Origin of the sequence: Streptomyces sp. NBC_01306, from assembly GCF_026340465.1 — a bacterium.
Classification (GTDB): domain Bacteria; phylum Actinomycetota; class Actinomycetes; order Streptomycetales; family Streptomycetaceae; genus Streptomyces.
Genome location: NZ_JAPEPC010000002.1, coordinates 541,939 through 558,435, shown reverse-complemented (window position 1 = coordinate 558,435; position 16,497 = coordinate 541,939). Strand labels below are relative to the sequence as shown.

General features: G+C 69.8%; 16 protein-coding genes. 7 read left to right on the top strand and 9 right to left on the bottom strand.

Going from position 1 to position 16,497, the window contains the following annotated elements; genetic code table 11:
* The first annotated feature begins 23 nt into the window (after positions 1-23).
* A complete protein-coding gene (locus tag OG385_RS35625) occupies positions 24-686 on the top strand; it encodes a maleylpyruvate isomerase family mycothiol-dependent enzyme (RefSeq protein WP_266862196.1) in 663 nt (220 codons plus the stop codon).
* A gap of 217 nt (positions 687-903) precedes the next feature.
* Here the strand turns inward: OG385_RS35625 and OG385_RS35620 are convergent, their stop codons facing one another.
* Positions 904-2,370, bottom strand: coding sequence for an FAD-dependent monooxygenase (locus OG385_RS35620; protein ID WP_266862150.1), 1,467 nt, complete (start codon positions 2,368-2,370; stop codon positions 904-906).
* Between the two features lie 62 nt (positions 2,371-2,432).
* On the opposite strand from OG385_RS35620, the gene OG385_RS35615 reads away from it, so the two are divergent.
* Positions 2,433-3,050 carry a TetR/AcrR family transcriptional regulator C-terminal domain-containing protein gene (locus tag OG385_RS35615; protein WP_266862149.1) on the top strand — a complete coding sequence of 206 codons (618 nt, stop codon included), beginning with the start codon at positions 2,433-2,435 and terminating at the stop codon, positions 3,048-3,050.
* Between the two features lie 24 nt (positions 3,051-3,074).
* Here OG385_RS35615 and OG385_RS35610 read toward each other — a convergent pair whose 3' ends face one another.
* Positions 3,075-3,815 (bottom strand): PIG-L deacetylase family protein, encoded by a 741-nt coding sequence (locus OG385_RS35610; protein WP_266862148.1) that lies wholly within the window; start codon positions 3,813-3,815, stop codon positions 3,075-3,077.
* Positions 3,816-3,971: 156 nt separating this feature from the next.
* Between OG385_RS35610 and asnB the strand changes: the two genes are divergently transcribed.
* The 5 genes from asnB to mshA all read left to right on the top strand — a co-directional run bounded on the left by asnB (position 3,972) and on the right by mshA (position 10,577).
* Complete coding sequence (gene asnB / locus OG385_RS35605; protein ID WP_266862147.1) at positions 3,972-5,759, top strand: asparagine synthase (glutamine-hydrolyzing); 1,788 nt, start codon at positions 3,972-3,974, stop codon at positions 5,757-5,759.
* Positions 5,756-6,679 (top strand): PrpF domain-containing protein, encoded by a 924-nt coding sequence (locus tag OG385_RS35600; RefSeq protein ID WP_266862145.1) that lies wholly within the window; start codon positions 5,756-5,758, stop codon positions 6,677-6,679. The genes asnB and OG385_RS35600 overlap by 4 nt, the downstream gene beginning before the upstream one ends.
* A gap of 130 nt (positions 6,680-6,809) precedes the next feature.
* Positions 6,810-7,547: an SDR family oxidoreductase gene (locus OG385_RS35595; RefSeq protein WP_266862144.1), complete on the top strand. Its 738-nt coding sequence runs from the start codon at positions 6,810-6,812 to the stop codon at positions 7,545-7,547.
* A gap of 41 nt (positions 7,548-7,588) precedes the next feature.
* Positions 7,589-9,151, top strand: a complete 1,563-nt coding sequence (locus tag OG385_RS35590; RefSeq protein WP_266862143.1) for a class I tRNA ligase family protein — start codon at positions 7,589-7,591, stop codon at positions 9,149-9,151.
* A gap of 109 nt (positions 9,152-9,260) precedes the next feature.
* The gene (gene mshA, locus OG385_RS35585) at positions 9,261-10,577 is read left to right on the top strand and encodes a D-inositol-3-phosphate glycosyltransferase (RefSeq protein WP_266862195.1); all 1,317 of its coding nucleotides are present in this window, start codon (positions 9,261-9,263) and stop codon (positions 10,575-10,577) included.
* An 807-nt stretch (positions 10,578-11,384) separates the two neighbouring features.
* Here mshA and OG385_RS35580 read toward each other — a convergent pair.
* The 7 genes from OG385_RS35580 to OG385_RS35550 all read right to left on the bottom strand — a co-directional run bounded on the left by OG385_RS35580 (position 11,385) and on the right by OG385_RS35550 (position 16,495).
* Complete coding sequence (locus tag OG385_RS35580) at positions 11,385-11,822, bottom strand: Fur family transcriptional regulator (protein WP_266862142.1); 438 nt, start codon at positions 11,820-11,822, stop codon at positions 11,385-11,387.
* A gap of 108 nt (positions 11,823-11,930) precedes the next feature.
* Entirely contained in the window at positions 11,931-13,022 is a 1,092-nt protein-coding gene (locus OG385_RS35575) for a helix-turn-helix transcriptional regulator (protein ID WP_266862140.1), read from the bottom strand.
* A 70-nt stretch (positions 13,023-13,092) separates the two neighbouring features.
* Positions 13,093-13,938 carry a bifunctional 2-polyprenyl-6-hydroxyphenol methylase/3-demethylubiquinol 3-O-methyltransferase UbiG gene (locus tag OG385_RS35570; RefSeq protein ID WP_266862138.1) on the bottom strand — a complete coding sequence of 282 codons (846 nt, stop codon included), beginning with the start codon at positions 13,936-13,938 and terminating at the stop codon, positions 13,093-13,095.
* A gap of 226 nt (positions 13,939-14,164) precedes the next feature.
* Entirely contained in the window at positions 14,165-14,638 is a 474-nt protein-coding gene (locus tag OG385_RS35565) for a GNAT family N-acetyltransferase (RefSeq protein ID WP_266862136.1), read from the bottom strand.
* A 118-nt stretch (positions 14,639-14,756) separates the two neighbouring features.
* Positions 14,757-15,680, bottom strand: a complete 924-nt coding sequence (locus OG385_RS35560) for a M56 family metallopeptidase (protein WP_266862134.1) — start codon at positions 15,678-15,680, stop codon at positions 14,757-14,759.
* On the bottom strand, positions 15,677-16,057 hold the full coding sequence (locus OG385_RS35555) for a BlaI/MecI/CopY family transcriptional regulator (protein ID WP_266862132.1): 381 nt from the start codon (positions 16,055-16,057) through the stop codon (positions 15,677-15,679). The genes OG385_RS35560 and OG385_RS35555 overlap by 4 nt, the downstream gene beginning before the upstream one ends.
* Positions 16,058-16,213: 156 nt before the next feature.
* A complete protein-coding gene (locus OG385_RS35550; protein ID WP_266862130.1) occupies positions 16,214-16,495 on the bottom strand; it encodes a metal-sensitive transcriptional regulator in 282 nt (93 codons plus the stop codon).
* Positions 16,496-16,497: the final 2 nt, after the last annotated feature.

Below are 16,497 nucleotides of genomic sequence, written 5' to 3'. Positions count from 1 at the left end.
TCCCGTCCAAGGGGGAAACCAGAATGTCCGAGGAGCGTCGTGATCCCGCGTTGCCGGGCCGTCTCCTGTTGACGGAGCGGGACGCGCTCATGCCGCTGCTCCGGTCGGCACCCGAGGAGTTGTTCGCGTTCCGTACGGCCTGTCCGGGCTGGACGGTTCGAGAGGTGGTCGCCCACTGTGCGGCGGCGCTGGTCCGGATCGTGGAAGGGCGGCTCGAAGAAGGCGTCTTCTCACCCGGATCCAACGCCGCCGATGTGGCTGAGCGGGCCTGCTGGCCACTCCGGCGCGTGCTGGACGAGTTGGAGCGCGGCCTCAGCGAGGCCGGCCCGGTGATCGCCCTGCACGAGGACGGCCTGCTCGACACCGTGGCCTTCGGAGAGTGGGTCCACGCAGGCGATGTACGCGACGCATGGGGCGCGGCAGGTGCCTACGCCGTAGCGGGCGAGGCGTCGGAGCTGGTGCTGCTGTCGGTCGCCAGCCGGAAACGGGGCACCCCACTCGTCCATGCGGTACTCGACGACGGCAACCACACCATGGCGCTCGGGAACAAGATCGACGGACGGCCGCCCGCTCGGCTGGTCGCCGATGTGCCGACGCTGATCCGGCTCTACTCCGGCCGGCCCCTGGTCGGCACACAGTACGAACTGGAAGGCGCGGACGAGCGCGAGTTGGTCATATACCGCTGACCGCGACCTCAGTCTCAGACCTGACTCGGCGGTCTTGCCGTAGCGGGTGGTGACCCCTCGTCGCTGCTCATTGATGCCCCTGCCGCCTCCGGGCCGAAGCTCCTCACCGCGAGTCGCACAGTAGGGGCCGAAGTGCCGAAGCGGGTCCGGGAGGCGGCCGGTACGAACAGTCCGGCTGCCGACGGCCGGGGGGCCGTGGGCATCGACGGCGTCCTGGTCAGCGGTGAGTCGCGGATACCGCCGCGTGCGCCTCGGCCCGCAGAACGTCGGTGTCGGGCTGTTCGCTCGCCCAGGCGACATGGCCGTCGGGGCGGATGAGCGCGGCACGCACGGTGGACCAGGCGGGGCGTGGGTCGGGCCGGTGTGCTGTGTGCGTGATGATGTGGGAGGTGGAGGGCGGTGCTGGGGTGCCGGTGAAGTGCAGCAGGACGTGGCGGCCGGTCCGGAGCAGTGTGAAGAGGTCGGTGCTGTTGGAGAGTTCGAGGTTGGGTGCGCGGTGACCGGTCAGGGGGTGCTGGTGTGCGGGGCCCGGGTAGGTGACGGCCAGTGCCGAGAGTCTTTCGGCCAGGCTTCGGGAGAACTCGGGTACGGTGGCGATGAGTTGGCTCAGGAGTGCACGCAGATCCTGGCCCTCCGCCGAGTAGGCGTTCATCAGTGCCGTCTGGGCGCGGGTGCTGAGCAGTAGGTCGGCGCCGACCGGGTGGCGTTCGGTGTGGTAGCTGTCCAGGAGCCCGGCGGGGGCGGTGCCCGCCACTGTGGCGGCCAGTTTCCAGCCGAGGTTCGTGGCGTCCTGGATGCCGACGTTGAGGCCCACACCTCCGGCCGGGTAGTGCATGTGCGCCGCGTCGCCCGCGAGGAGGACGCGGCCCCTGCGGTACTCGGCGGCCTGCCGGGTGGCGTTGCCGAACCGGGAGAGCCAGCTCGGGTCGCGCATGCCGAAGTCGGTGCCGGCGATCCGGGTCACCTTGGCGCGCAGCACGTCGAGGGTGAGTTCGCCGGGGTAGCCGGTACCGGCACTGTCCGGGTCACCGCCGACGATCCGGTGGATGCCGCCCGGCAACGGGACAATCATGACGCCGCCGGTCGGGCCCGACACGGCCGCCACCGCTTCCCGTGGCGGGTTGTCCAGGACGACGTCGCCCAGGAAGCCCCAGGTGGTGGCGTCGTTGCCGGGGAAGTCGATGCCCGCCGCTTCGCGCACGGTGCTTCGGGTGCCGTCGCAACCGACGACGTAGTCGGCGCGCAGTGTGTACGGGCCGTCGGGGCCGGTTGCCTCGACGCTCACCCCGTCTTCGTCCTGGGTAAGTCCGGTCACGTGGTGCCCGCGCCGGATTTTGGCTCCGGCCGCAGTCCCGTGTTCCTCCAGCAGCTCCTCGGTGCGGGCCTGCGGCAGGGCGAGTGTGAAGGGGTAGGGGGTGTCGAGGACCCCGAAGTCCATCCGGTCGTCGAGCCCGCCGAAGTGGCCACTGGGGATGCGCCGCCCCTCCGCGAGGAAGGGCTCCAGCACGCCCCGGGTGGCCAGGGCCTCCAGTGTGCGCGGATGGATAGTGAGGGCCTTGGAGTGGGGATCCCGCTCGCGGCGAGTTTCCAGGACGGTGACGGGTGTCCCGCCCAGCCGCAGTTCGGCGGCCAGCCACAGCCCGGTGGGGCCGCCTCCTGCGATGACTACGTGCTCGTGCTCCATGGCAGCTCCTCAGGAATCCCTTGGTCAGTGACCAAGGTGGATGCGCCCAGTAGACTAGGTCGGTGACCAAGAAGCAAGCGGATGATCTCGCCCGGACACGGCTCGACCCCGCAACGGTGGTGCGAACGGCCCTGGAGTTGCTGGAGGAGAAAGGTGCGGACGGGCTCTCGATCCGCGGCATCGCGGACCGGCTCGGCGTCCGGATGAACACAGTGCTCTGGCATGCGAAGACCAAGGCGCGGCTGTCGGAGTTGATGGCGGACGCGATCGTGGCCGGGGCGTCGGTGGACGGACTGCCCGAGCCCTGGGAGCCACGGGTCCGCGAACTGCTCCACCGCTACCGCCGCGCCCTGCTGGCCCACCGGGACGGGGCCAGGATCGTGGCCGGTACGTACGCCGCCGAACCCGCCACACTCCGCTTCGCCGACCTGATGACCGAGGCGCTGCTGGCCGGCGGGCTGGCGGAACGCGAGGCGGTCTGGACCGGCTGGAGCCTTGTCTACTTCGCCTTGGGGCTGGCTCAGGAGGAACAGGCGCTTCCTGACGCGATGGGTCCCGCGTTCGCACGACAGCTGGACACGGGCGCATACCCCTCACTGTCCCGAGCCGCCGCGTACTTCGAGGACACCTCCTTCGACGAGCGCTTCGACTACGGGCTCTCCCGCATCCTGGGGGTGTGAAACGGAACGGCGCCCAGACAACTCCTAGCCGGTGGCCACGATCTGGAACGCTTCGGCCAGGCGCCCCGGGGGCAGACCGGCTGCCTGCGCGTGCTCCGACAGCCAGTCGTGCAGCAGGCCCGCCAGATCGTCGAAGTGCGCGGTCTGCGACGTGTGAATGCGCAAGGCGTCGACCTTGCGGCTGAAGACGCTGGTGACATCGACGTACTGGTTGGGCGTGGGGCCGGTCATCAGCCAGAGTTCCGGCACGATCCACGGTTCGAGCCCTTCCCCGCCGAGGAGTTCGGGGTAGGCGAACGGATTACGCGCTTCGGGATAGACGGCGCGCAGTGCCGCCTCGCCGACGGCCCGGTGGTCGGGGTGCAGATCGGCGAGTCTCTTCCAGTTGATCTCGGGGCTGGGGATGATGGCGCGCTGGGGCCTGACCTCGCGGATGACACGGCACAGATCACGCCTCAGAGCCACACTCGGCTCGACAAGGCTGTCCGGGTATCCGAGGAACCGGACGTCCTGGATGCCGCTGAGCTTCGCCGAATGGACCTGTTCGGCACGGCGCAGGTCCGCCATCGCCTGCCGGGGGAGCCGGTCGTCGTAACCGCCGGCGTCTCCGTCCGTGACGATGCAGTACGTCGCGCGGGTGCCCCGGGCGATCCACTGCATCACGGTTCCGCTGACACAGAACTCGATGTCGTCCGGGTGTGCGGCGACGACCAGCAGGCTCTCCGGCGTGCTGCGGTCGGGGCAGTCGGTCCTCAACTCGTCCATGTGTTCAGCCTGTTGCCTGCTCAGGCCGGGGACAAGGCGCACCGGGTGGCGCGTCCGAGACATGGCACTTACGCGCCACTCCAAAATTTGGTAGCTTCAAAACATTGGTGCAGTTAAGAGAAGCCGTCAGGGAATTTGACAGCCGGAGGCGCTGGCATGTGCAGGATTCTCGGTTCATTCGCCGCTGGGGTGACCGCCCCCGAGCTGGACGCTGTGTCGGGTCGGCAGCGTCACGGCGGACCCGACGAGCGTGGAGTGCTCAGCGGCCGCGGCTGGTCGCTGGGGTGCGACCGGCTCGCCGTCACGGATCCCGGGCACGGCAGCCAGCCGTACCGGCTGCGTACCGCCCCCGGTGTGCTCGCCGTGCTGAACGGGGAGATCTACAACCACCGCGAGCTGCGGCGACGGCTGTCCGCCCGTGGGCACCGCTTCGACGATCTCTGCGACGGCAGCCTCCTGCCGGCCCTCTACATGGAGTACGGCCCCGAGTTCGCCGCGCATCTCGACGGGATGTTCGCGGTCGCGGTACTCGACCTCGGACGGCCGCGGCCCCGACTCGTGCTGGCAGTGGACGACATGGGGATGAAACCCATCCACTACCACGTCTCCGGGGACGGATCCGTGCGCTTCGCGTCGGAGATCCCCGCGCTCCTCGCCTTCGACGCCGTACCGGCCGACATCAGGGAGGAGTCGCTCGACTCGGTCCTGGCCACCAAGACGCCCCTGGGCACCGAGACGGCGCTGCGCGGCGTGCACGTCCTGCCGCCGGGTGCCACGGCGGTCGCGTCCCCCGGCTCCGTCCTGCGGATAAGCCACCGTACGGCGGACGACCGTTCACCGCACGCCGGTACGGGGGTACTGGAAACCCTGCGACACGAGACCGCCCGCCTGACCGCCGCCGATGTCCCGGTGTGCGCCGTCACCAGCGGTGGGCTCGACTCCGGACTGGTCACGGCGCTCGCGGCCGAGGAACTGCACGGTGAGGACCGGCAGTTGCACACCTTCCACCTCGGCTACCAGGGCCGCTGGCCGGACGCCGAGCACACGTACGCGCGCGCCGTCGCCAACCGGGCGGGCACGGTGCACCACCGCGTCGACATCGACCCGGCAGAGCTCGCCTCGCTCCTCACCCGTACGGTCCGCCACCTCGGCCAGCCCAACGCCGATCCGATCGCGCTGAGCACCTACGCCCTGTTCCGGGCCGTGCGGGAGGCCGGATTCACGGTGGCGCTCACCGGGGACGGGGCCGACGAACTCTTCGGCGGTTACGACCGGGTCCGCCGCGCGATGGAGGTACCGGACGGCCAGGACTGGACCGCTGCCTACGTCGACGCGCTCGCGGCCGCGCCCCGGCTGCTCCGGCACCACCTGTACACACCGGCCTACCGCGCCTTCATCAACGACCTGGGCTCCGACAGCGACCGCATCGCGGCCCGGCTGCGCCGCTCCACAGGGGACCGGCTCTCCACGCTCAGCGAGTTCGAGACCGGTTGCCGGCTTCCCGCCTACCACCTGCGGCGCGTCGACCATCTGAGCATGGCCTGCGCGGTGGAGGCCCGTATGCCGTTCTGCCAGCCGGCCACCGTGGCCATGGCCAGGTCCCGGAGCGCCGGGGAGCGGACGGGGAAGCACGCGCTGTACGAAGCGGGCCGTGGGCTGCTGCCGGCCACGGTTCTGCGGCGGCCCAAACAGCCGTTCACGCTGCCGCTGGCAGCCATGCTGGCCCCGGGCAGCCCCCTCCTGGAATCCGTACGGGAACTGCTGTCACCCGCGAAGCTGGCGCGGGACGGACGTCTGCGCCCCGACCGGGTGCAGGCGCTGCTCGCCCGGCACACCGATCACCCCTCCGCATCGGACGCACTGGCCCTCTGGGCCATCGCCGTCCATGAGCTGTGGACGGAAGTCGTGCAGGGGCTGCGGCGGCCTGTCGACTGCGCGGCATGAGGGCGGACATCGTCCGGGTGGAGGGAGCGCCGAGTCCGACGCTCGTGCTGCCGGGCGACGGGCTTCCCCGGGGCGCACTCGCACTGGGGAAGGAACTCCTGGGCGTCCGCCGGTGGCTCGACTCGACAGGGCGTGCACAGATCCAGAAGATCGCGCTCCACCAGCCGTCGCCCCATCCCGGCTTCGACCTGGAGTACCGCTTCGTGCAGAGATTGCCGGACGGTTTCAACTTCCGCAGCGGCTGCGGTCATTCGCTGCTCGCCTGCGTCGTCGCCGCGCGGCTGCCGGGGCCGGTCCGGGTACGGGCCCTGACGACCGGCGACACCGTCGTCTGCGAGCCCGACCCGCACGGCGGCCACATCGTCAGGTTCACCGGCCCCTGGCCCGCCGCGGGACTGCTCCCCACGGGTCTGCCCCTGCAGCGGCTGGGCGGCCTGGATGTGTCGCTCGTACGTTTCGGCAATCCCTGTGTGTTCGTCGACGCCGCAGCGCTCGGAGTGCACTCGGCGGCCGAACTGTTCGCCGCCGGAATCGAGTTGCTGCTTCCCCTGCTGAGGATCAGAGCGGCCGCTGCTCGGCTGCTCGGCTGCGCACCCCGGTCGGGGCTGCCCAGGATCGCCGTGATCGGCGCCGACCCCAGCGGCCTGCTGTTCGCCCGCGGTATCACCGTCAACGGCTGGCATCCCAGTCTCGCTCTCACCGGAGCCGCGTGCGTCGCGGCGGCCGCTGCCATCCCCGGTACGGTCCCGCACCGCCTCGCGCAGGGCCCGGCCCTCAGCATCGCCACCCCGGGCGGGACGGCACATGTGTCGGCCGCGGTGGACGGGCCGTGCCTCGGCAGCGTGGCGGTGCACGGCAAGCGCGCGTACGTCCTGGAACGCGCGGTGCCGATGCCCTGGCGTATCCGCGTCACGGCGTGAATACGCAGCCCTTCTGACCGCCTTCGGGCCCCTCCGCTCTGTCAGGCTGGATTCCGAAGAACTTCCCACCGCCCTTTCGACGTGGGGGAGTTCTGCCCTTTTCCGTCCTGTGTGAGGAGCGCAGCAGAGGATGACATTCCAGAACCTGAACGTCGTGGTGACCGGTGCGTCCCGGCACTTCGGCCGTGCGCTTGCCATCGGATTCGCCCACCTGGGCGCCGAGGTCTACGTATCCGCGCGCACGGTCGAGGCCGCCGAACGCACCCGGACCGAAGTCATGGGCTCCGCCCGGGACCGCATTCACGCCTTCGGATGCGACCTGAGCAAGCCGGCCGACATCCGGGAATTCGCACGCCGTGTCGGCGAGCGGACGGACCGGGTGGACCTCCTGGTCAACAACGGGGCCCGGTGGCTGGACGGCCTGGAACTCGACGACGCGTCGGACGAAGAGATCGTGGAGACGATCGAATCGACGGCCGGCGGCACCGTGCTGATGGTCAAACACTTCCTGCCGTTGCTCCGTGCGTCGAACCGCCCGGACATCATCAACATGGTGGCCGTGTGCGCCGGCCGGTCGACAGCTGATTCCCACGCGCACGAGGCCTTCTACGCGGCAAAAGGCGCCCAGGCCGGATTCGCCGACATTCTCTCCCGACGGCTCGGCCCTTCCGGCGTCCGTGTCTTCTCGCTCTATCCACCGGACTTCTCCACCTCCGACCCGCGCTCCGCCGAATGGGAGGGAATGGGGGCCGGGAACCGGGGCGTCGAGGAGAAGCTCACCACCCAGGCACTCTTCGAATGCGTCGTCTACGCGGTCGAGCAACCGCGCGACTGCTTCATCCGCTCCTTCCACTTCGAACCGCGCTGAGCACCGCACCCGCGTCACTCCAGCGTCAAGGAGGTCCACCCATGAGTACGCCGCTCTGGATCACCGCGACCCCGCCCGCCCCCTGCGCCGAACTCGACATCGGACATCTGGCCGGCCCCTACGTAGCCGCCGACGTCCTGGCCCGCTTTCTGCGGGCGGACGGCGAACGCGTGCTGTTCACCACCGGAACCGCCGACCACACCGCATCCGTGGCAGCCAGAGCGCTCCGCGCGCAGCGGACGCCGGAGGACGTCGCCGACGGCTACCGCACCACGATCAGAGCCGACTGGCAGCACGCCGGGATCGAGTTCGACCACATCGTCCACCCACGACGCGACCGCGGATACGCCCGCTGGACCAGGGCACTCTTCCGCAGCCTCCACGCGGACGGAGCCATCGTGGTGCGCTCCCGGCCGATGCCCTACTGCGTACCCTGCGAACGCCGGCTGCACGGAGCGCTGGTGACCGGCGGCTGCCCGCACTGCGCCGCGGCGAGCGAAGGCGGCGTCTGCCGTGTCTGCGCCCTGCCGAACGACGGTGGCACACTGACCGACCCCTCCTGCACGCTGTGCGGCACACCTGCGCAGCTTCGCCGCTCCCGGCGGCCCTACTTCGCCCTGGAGCAGTTCCGCGGCCCTCTCGCCGACTACTGGGCCGCGTCGGAGCTCCCGCCCTCGCTGGCGGTCCTGTGCGAAACCCTCGTCGAGGACGGGCTGCCCGACGTGGCCGTGGGCTATCCCGGCGACTGGGGAATCCCGGTGCCCGTCGACGGACTCGACGGGCACCGCATCGACGGATGCTTCGAGGCGGCGGCCATGCACCTGTTCGGCCAGGGCTTCGACAAGCAGCCGCTGCCGGAACGCACCGCGCACTTCGGCGGCTTCGGCCACACCTTCTGCCATGCCGTCCTCCTGCCGGCGATCCTGCTCGCGAAGGGCGTCAAACTCCCGCAGGACTTCTACGTCAACGAGACCCGTACGGGCGCGGAAGGGCACGAGGGGGCGTGGGCGCTCGACCTGCTGATCGAGTACGGCTCCGACACGCTGCGCCGGCACGTACTCGAAGGGCGCACCGCGGCGCGGCGGCCCGACTTCCGGCTGGACGAGCCGGCCGCGACGCTGCGGATCCTCACCGGCACGTGGAACGGGTGGCTGAATCGCCTGTTCGACGCGGTGTACGAGGAGAACGGCGGCGTCATCCCCGACGCGGCCCCGGGAGGCGCCGGATGGGGCACCCAGCTGCGGCGCCTCCACCGGGCGGCCGACGACCTGCGGGACGCGTACTCGCCGGATTCGTTCGACCCGCGCCGCGTGGTACTCCTCCTCGACGAAGTCGTGCTCTCGGCCGCCGACTTCGGGTACGCCAACGCCCACCAGCGGCGGCGCCCGAGTGCCGGCGGACGTCATCTGCCCTCCCTGACGGCGCAGTTGAGCATCGCGTCGGCGCTCTGCGCCTGGGCCGCACCCGTGATGCCGGAGGGTTCCGGGCGGCTGGCGTCGGCTCTCCACATCGAGCCGGGGCGGCCGGTCACCGCCGACGCGCTGGCTGTGCCCTCGCCGGGCACCCGGCTCTTACGGCCCTCAGGACCCGTCTTCGGGTTCTGACCGGCTTGTCCCTTCCAGCGATCCGCCGCGTGGCCGGGCGCCGGCGATCCGAGGCGGCGACGGGGCACGCGTTCCCAACCGAGGAGCTGCCGTGTCCCTTCGCGTCGCCATGCTCAGTGTCCACACCTCGCCACTGCACCGGCCCGGCACCGGTGACGCCGGTGGCATGAACGTCTACATGGTCGAACTGGCCCGGGCGCTCGCCCGGCGGGACGTCTCCGTCGACCTCTTCACCCGGTGCCGCGGAGAGGGGCACCCCGACGACGTCCGGCTGGACGAGGGGGTCCGGGTCCGGTATCTGCACGCGGGCCCCTGCGAGCCGCTCCCCAAGGAGTCCATGCGGGACCTGCTGCTGGAGTTCTCGCTGGCCCTGATCAGAGCCGGGGCCGAGCGCCCCTACGACCTCGTCCACTCCCACTACTGGCTCTCCGGGCAGGTGGGAGGGCCGGCGGCCGGGCACTGGCGGGTCCCTCTCGTGCACACCATGCACACGCTCGCGAAGGTCAAGAACTCCTGCCTCGCGCCGGCCGACACACCCGAACCGGAGTGGCGTATCAGCGGCGAGGCGGGTGTGGTGCGCATCGCCGACCGCCTCATCGCGAACACCGCTGACGAGGCGGCGGCCCTGGTCGGCATGTACGGCGCCGATCAGCTGCGCACCGATGTGGTGAGCCCGGGAGTGAACACCCGGCTCTTCCGCCCCGGAGGGGGGCAGCAGCCGGCCCGGTCCCGTCTCGGGCTGCCGCACGGCGCGTTCGTGCCGCTCTTCGCCGGCCGCCTCCAGCCACTCAAGGCTCCGGACGTCCTGGTGCGGGCGGTCGGCGAAGCGCTCCGTTCCGCTCCAGGACTGCGAGGCCGCATGGTGGTCCCGGTCGTCGGCGGCCTGAGCGGCGCCGGTGCAGCCGCCCCTGATGCGCTGCACAACCTCTGCCGGGATCAGGGGGTACTCGATGTGATGCGCTTCGTCCCCGCCACATCGCAGGGGGAGTTGGCCGACTGGTACCGGGCGGCGGACGTTCTCGTCGTTCCCTCGCGCAGCGAGTCCTTCGGCCTGGTGGCCCTTGAGGCCCAGGCCTGCGGCACTCCGGTGCTGGCATCGGCGGCCGGCGGCCTGCCGACCGCCGTCCAGGACGGCGTAACAGGACTCCTCGTACGCGGACACAACCCCGCCGACTATGCCGAGCGGCTGCTGTGGTTCGCGCGGAACCGTGGCACTTCGCGGTCGATGGGACGGGCGGCGGTCCGTCGTGCGCAGGGCATGAACTGGCAGTCCGCTGCGGACAGGACCCTCGCCGTGTACGAACGGGCCCTGCGCACCGGGCCGTTGGGTGGGGCAGGGGCAGCGGCATGCCCCTGCCCCGTCGGCAACCCCCTCCTGGAGGAACAGGGGAGCCGTAGCCCGATGCTACCATCTGTTTTGGTCTGACCAAAAGACCGGCGTATTCAAGAGGCGGGGCCCGTTGGGGTCCCGCCTCTTGTCGTGGGCCCGGGGAAAATCAGGCGCCGGAAAGGGCAATGCGCTCATCGGTGAGCCTGAACCACTGAAGTGGTGTGCAAGATCGCGGATATCCGGAGAAGATCCCTCCCGCGGAAATGAGGATTCCGCAGGTGACGCATCAACGCCATGGCAGGTCCACGACGTTGAAAACTCTGGCTGTGTGGCTTCCGGTGAGCGATTATTTAGATGTCTTCGAGGGGCCCGGCGGCACGGACCCCCTGAGGTGACTATCGAAATCACATCCTGGAGGAATCATGTCTGCTCACGTTCGCAATTCCGGAATTCGCAAGGTCGCCAGGCAGTTCGCCGTAGCCACCATTCTCTGTTGCGGAATAGCCATTCCGCCTGTGCTGGCGGCCACCCAGGCGGTTGCCGTGGAGACGCCCGCCGGGGGCGGCGAGTGGCCCGCCCCGGGCCCTGCCACGGTGTCGGCCGACGGCGAGTGGCCGACGCCTCCCCCCGCTGCTGTGCGGCCTGCTGATGGTGAGTGGCCTGCGCCCACCGGTGCTGCTGTGACGCCTGCCGGCGACGGTGAGTGGCCTGCACCCGCTGGTGCTGCTGTGACGCCTGCCGGCGATGGTGAGTGGCCTGCGCCCACGTCGGCAGCGGTCCCGCCGTCGAACGGTGAGTGGCCGGCGCCGGTGCAGGCCTGACCGACGAACGGAAGGGCCCGGAGAGGCTGGCGGCAGCTCTCGCCGGGCCCTTCGTCCGCCCGATTCGTCTATTCGGAAGTGCTCAGTTCCGAGCTGTGGCGCTGCAGTCGGGGCAGATTCCCTTGAAGACGATCTCCGAGCCATGGACATCCCACCCGGACAAGTCATTCCCCGGCTTTTTCAGGGGAGCGCTGGTCACATTGTCGACGCGCCCGCACAGAGAGCAGAGCGCATGGTGGTGAGGTGTACCCGCGATTTCGAAGACGGCGGGAAGGCCCGGTCGGTCGAACTTCGTCACCAGTCCCGTTTCAAGGAAATGCCGGAGCATTTCATAAACGGCCTGACTGGTGAGCGCGCCCAATTTCTCACGCGCCGCGACCGCCAGGGTCTCCACGTCCATGTGGCCGCCGCCCGTGAGGATGTGCAGGATCTCCAGACGTGGAGCCGTCACGCGCAGCCCCACGTCACGGAGTTGCTGGATCGCCGCGTCGCGCTCGGTCGTCACTACCTCGCGAGTCATGTCTCCGCCACCTGGTTCGACCAAAACTTTGGAGATATCTTACCTCTTGGGCGGTAAGAAGCGAGATGGCCGTCGGGAGCCGCTCGGGAGCGGCCCGGCCGGGGCTGCTCAGTCGAGCCAGCCGAGCCGGGCGGCCCGTACGCCGGCCTCGAAGCGGCTGGACGCGCCGAGCTCGGCCATCACCTCGGAGAGCATCCGGCTGACGGTCCGCAGGGACACGCCCATGCTGCGAGCGATCTTCTCGTCCTTCATCCCGGACGCGAGCATCTGCAGTGCCGCACGCTGCTGTTCCGTGAGCCCGTCGCCGCCCTGCTCGGAGTTGAGCACTTCACCGTAGGGGGCCGCGGTGTGCCAGCAGTACTCGTACAGCGCCAGGTACGAGCGGACGAGCGCGGCGCCGCGGGCGAGGATCGCGCCCAGCGTCGGATTGGAAGGGTCCAGCGGGATCAGGGCGAAGTGGTGGTCCGCGATGACCATGTTCATGGGGACCACCGGGGACATGCGGATCTCGGCGCCCTGTTCGGCCTTGCGCCGGAAGTACTCGGCCTGCTCGGGTACGGAGACGAACCGCTGGTTGAAGATCGCCCGGATCCGTACGCCCTTGTCGAGCTGGCGCCGGTCCCGCTCCAGTACACGCTCCGGGAACTCCCGCTGCAGGGTGCCGGGATGCATCAGTGCTTCCTCGTGCTGGACGACATGGCTCATGTCCTCCAGCACCTGCTGAATGCGCCGGTAGTCGGTGAGGACCTCCACCTCGACGTCGGTTCCCTTGGTCACCGCCCCCGGCCGCAGAAAACGGCCGACCAGCGACTCAAGAGCGCTGTACGAGGCGTCGGCCTCGGCGAGGTGGGTCCGGAGGCGCTGCTGCTCGCGCTGGAGCAGCCGGAGTAACGCGATCTCCGGATCGATGACCGCGACGCCGTCGGTCTCGGCCTCCGCCGGTGTGCCGTTCTCGACGTCCAGACGGCTGGCGTGCTTCGATCCGGTGGGAATGATCAAGCCCAGGTCGAGCAGTTCGGACCGACATCGCTCCCGCTCCTCGGTCTCCAGTTCAAGATCGGTGACCACCTTCTCGTAACTGCCCGCCCCCCGGGCACGCAGCTCCTGGTACAGCGAAAGTGTCGGATCGGCCGACTGCGTACGTGCCTTGTCGGTCTTGCCCATGCGCAGCGCCCCCTGGCCCAACTGGATACATCGCACCCCGTCACACCTTAGACACAGAGGTGGTACGGATTTCGCACCCTTGATCGATGATGTGACGCGTGTCACGTCACGTGCGACAGGCCAGGAAGACGCTCAACGTGCGCCGATCCAGGCGCTGTTGCCGACGTTCGGTGATGTGGAGGCCCGCCGCGCGGAGTTCGTCGCGCAGGGCGTCCTGGTCCACCACCCACTTGAGAGTCGAGGTGGCTGAGCTGCGGGCCCGTGCGTCAGCGGGGCGTTCGGTGCGGTACGTGATCCGCTCGGTCATGGCCCCGGCGTCGAACACCTGCTGGACGACGGCCCATTCGACCACGCCGTCGCAGCGCGGCACCTGGAAGCGGTGGGTGCGGCGGGGGCACCGGGCGAGTTCGCCGGTCTCGTGCGAGGTGTAGTCGAGCGCCAGTGTGCCGCCCTCCTCCAGATGGGAGGCGACCTCGTGCAGCAGGCCCGGGCGGGCGGCGGGGGAGACGGCCGACACCATCGTCCCGGCGAGCAGGACCAGATCGTAACTCCGCCGCAGTTTCAGGAGGTTGAGATCGGCCTGGACCGTGGTGACGGACTGCCGGGTGCGGGGCCCGATGCGGGCCGCCCACGCGTGGAGGCGGTCGAGGCTCGCGGCGTCCCGGTCCACGGCGTCGACGCGGAAGCCGTGCCGGGCGAAGGGGACCGCCAGCCGCCCGGCACCGGAACCCAGATCGAGCACGGTGCCGCCTCTGCGCCGGACCAGGTTCAGATACGCCAGGATGTCCTCGCTGTACGGCCCGAGCAGCGCTTCGTGCAGCCAGATGTCCTGCGGGCCGACGGGGGAGACCGACTCGAAACCCGGCAGCCGGGGCGGTGCGGCACGGGTGGCCGGAGCGCGGGCCGGAAGGGTGTCGAGTACGGCACGCAAGGGCTCGGTCTGTGTCTGCATGGCTCCTCCGCGGGCGCTCGGCCTGATCCTGCCCTTCACGCGGGCCCCCACTGGAACCCCGCGAGGACCATGGTGTCCGGAACCCTTCGGGCGGGGCCAGCGCCAGCGGTTGCGCGTCCATGCCATAGCGTGGATGCGCCACACGTCCGGCCCTCGGGCGCGCCGTGCCGAGCGGTCGACAGAGCGGGGGCGGTTACGCCGAGCGGCCGAAACCGTGCGGGTGCGGTTACACGGGGCGCGTCAGCCGGCTGCCCGGCCCGTCGAACCCGTGGCGGCGGAAGAAGCCTTCGGTCGGGTCCTGTTCGCAGTGCAGGGTCACGGCCTGCTGCCGGGCGTCATGGTCGAGCATGCGTTGCGTCACGGCGGCGAGCAGTGCGGTGCCGAGGCCCCGGCCGCGCCCGCTCAGCGCCGTACACAGGGAGTACAACTCGCCCTCGCCCGCAGCCGGAACGCCACCCGCCGCGGCGCCGACCACCGCGTCGCCCTCGACGGCGACCAGCCATCCGAGCCAGCCCGGAGCGCCGCCAGGGATGCCGATCTCCGCTCTGATCCGGGTCAGTGAGCAATTGGTACTTATCAGCTGCTGAATGGCCGGATCGCGCAGGGTGCCGGTATAGGTGTCGCGTATTGCCTCTGCCAGAAGGTGTGAAATGGCGGTTGCTTCGGCAGGGGTTGCGGACCGCACCTCTGTGTGGTGCATGAGCTCCGGGCCTCCAGGGGTGGGTCGCTTTCTCCAACGCCCCAAGAATAGCCGCCAATTGACCCGCGCAGTCACGCTCCGAGTATTTACGAACGTACTAAGTAATTCAGTAAATGATTCAGCCTTGGATTAAACAGCAGGCGAGGGCGATCGGTGTGACCGCGCAGATGACCGCCGCGGACGTCAGCAGGCCGAGCAGTACCGGACGTCCGGACTCCGGCGTCAGTATGCGACGTACCCGCAGAACGGCGGAAGGCCCGCCGGCCGACATCGTCCACTGCGGGGCGCGCCCGGTCGCCACCGAGTACAGGGCGGTCGCGAGTGCTTCCCTGGAACATGCGCGCAGAGCCCGGTCGTCGGCGGCCATCTCGACCAGAAGCGGCACTTCTGACGTTATCCGGCGAATCAGCGGTATCGGGGGAAAGGAGTGGCTGAGCGACTGCGCCGCGACGGTCAGCAGATGGTGACGGCCGGCAATGTGGGCCCGCTCGTGCCGGAGCGCGGCGTCCAGCTGGACGACGGTGAGCGCGCGGAGTGCACCGGTGCTCACGACCACTTGAGACGGCCGCCCGGGAACGCAATAGATCGCCGGTGTTTTGTGCTCGAACAGTGTGGCATCCAGGGCGGGTTCCCATCGGCCGACGAGGTTCAGCAATTCGGTGTGCCGGACCCGCAGACGTCGCGTACGGATTGCCTCACGCAGAAAGAGCGCCGCCGGAAGAAGAAGCAATGCCAGTGCGACGGCAATTGCCGGTAAGTCCGTGGGGCGCACCCCCGCGAGGTGCGGTGCGACGCAGGCCTGCGCAGCCCAGGGCAGGCAGGCTTCGGCGAGGTCGGAGAGATGGACGCTGCTCCGGTACGGCAGCAGAAGCAGCAGTGCGGCGCAGGACGAGGCCGCGATGAAGACAGCCGCGAGCGCGCTCCACGTGGCGAGCGCCAGTCTGGGTGCCTGATGGGGCCAGTGGCTTCGGGACATCCCCACCGGGAGTACCGCGCCCGCGGCGAGTGCCAGCACCAGCGGCGGCACCACGTGGTGGTTCATCTGGAGCCGCCGTCGGCGCCGGGCCGCTGGACCGCGCGGAGAGCGGCGTCCAGTGCCGAGACGTCCTCCACGGACATGTGCTCCACGAAGCGCAGCAGGGCTCCCTGTCTGTTCTCGGTGGCTCCGAGGGCGTCCTGCATCAGCCCGGCCGTGTACTCCTCACGGCTCTGCTTCGCCTCGTAGACCCAGGCGCGGCTGATCTTCTCCCGGCTCAGCCAGCCCTTGGTGTGCAGTATGTCGGCGACCGTCATGACCGTGGTGTACGCGACCGGCCGGGTCAGGTTGAGGTCATCGACGATCCGGCGAACGGTCGACGGTGTCTGCCACCGCCAGAGACGGTCCATGATCTCGGCTTCCAGATCCCCCAGCCGTCGCACTCTGTCCCCTTAGTCGCCTTGGTCGCCTCAGTTGCCGCACTGAACCGTTCACGATGCGTCACATCGTAGACGTTGGTTTCCACGGTGCCCTGCCTCAATACCCGCTGGGGCAGGGCCTGCCGTGTCCCACTGCCGTCCGGCTGCCCTTTCCGGAGTTCAGGCCTTCACGAGCCGTGCGATGGCCTGCGACGCCTCACTCACCTTCGCCGTCGCCTGGTCACCGCCCGCGGAGACGGCCTCCGCGACGCAGCAGTTGAGGTGCTCGTCGAGGAGCGTCAGCGCACAGGCCCGCAGCGCGGCGGCCGTCGCGGAGATCTGGGTCAGCACATCGATGCAGTAGGTGTCGTCCTCGACCATGCGGTGCAGTCCGCGTACCTGGCCCTCGATGCGCTTGAGGCGTCTGAGGACGTCTTCCTTCTGGTGCTGGTATCCGGCCATCT

What these genes read in the sequence shown, in the direction of transcription:
- OG385_RS35625 (WP_266862196.1), top strand. Translation starts at nt 24, where the DNA reads ATGTCCGAGGAGCGTCGTGATCCCGCGTTGCCGGGCCGTCTCCTGTTG.
- OG385_RS35620 (WP_266862150.1), bottom strand. Translation starts at nt 2,370, where the DNA reads ATGGAGCACGAGCACGTAGTCATCGCAGGAGGCGGCCCCACCGGGCTG.
- OG385_RS35610 (WP_266862148.1), bottom strand. Translation starts at nt 3,815, where the DNA reads ATGGACGAGTTGAGGACCGACTGCCCCGACCGCAGCACGCCGGAGAGC.
- asnB (WP_266862147.1), top strand. Translation starts at nt 3,972, where the DNA reads ATGTGCAGGATTCTCGGTTCATTCGCCGCTGGGGTGACCGCCCCCGAG.
- OG385_RS35600 (WP_266862145.1), top strand. Translation starts at nt 5,756, where the DNA reads ATGAGGGCGGACATCGTCCGGGTGGAGGGAGCGCCGAGTCCGACGCTC.
- OG385_RS35595 (WP_266862144.1), top strand. Translation starts at nt 6,810, where the DNA reads ATGACATTCCAGAACCTGAACGTCGTGGTGACCGGTGCGTCCCGGCAC.
- OG385_RS35590 (WP_266862143.1), top strand. Translation starts at nt 7,589, where the DNA reads ATGAGTACGCCGCTCTGGATCACCGCGACCCCGCCCGCCCCCTGCGCC.
- mshA (WP_266862195.1), top strand. Translation starts at nt 9,261, where the DNA reads ATGCTCAGTGTCCACACCTCGCCACTGCACCGGCCCGGCACCGGTGAC.
- OG385_RS35580 (WP_266862142.1), bottom strand. Translation starts at nt 11,822, where the DNA reads ATGACTCGCGAGGTAGTGACGACCGAGCGCGACGCGGCGATCCAGCAA.
- OG385_RS35570 (WP_266862138.1), bottom strand. Translation starts at nt 13,938, where the DNA reads ATGCAGACACAGACCGAGCCCTTGCGTGCCGTACTCGACACCCTTCCG.
- OG385_RS35565 (WP_266862136.1), bottom strand. Translation starts at nt 14,638, where the DNA reads ATGCACCACACAGAGGTGCGGTCCGCAACCCCTGCCGAAGCAACCGCC.
- OG385_RS35560 (WP_266862134.1), bottom strand. Translation starts at nt 15,680, where the DNA reads ATGAACCACCACGTGGTGCCGCCGCTGGTGCTGGCACTCGCCGCGGGC.
- OG385_RS35550 (WP_266862130.1), bottom strand. Translation starts at nt 16,495, where the DNA reads ATGGCCGGATACCAGCACCAGAAGGAAGACGTCCTCAGACGCCTCAAG.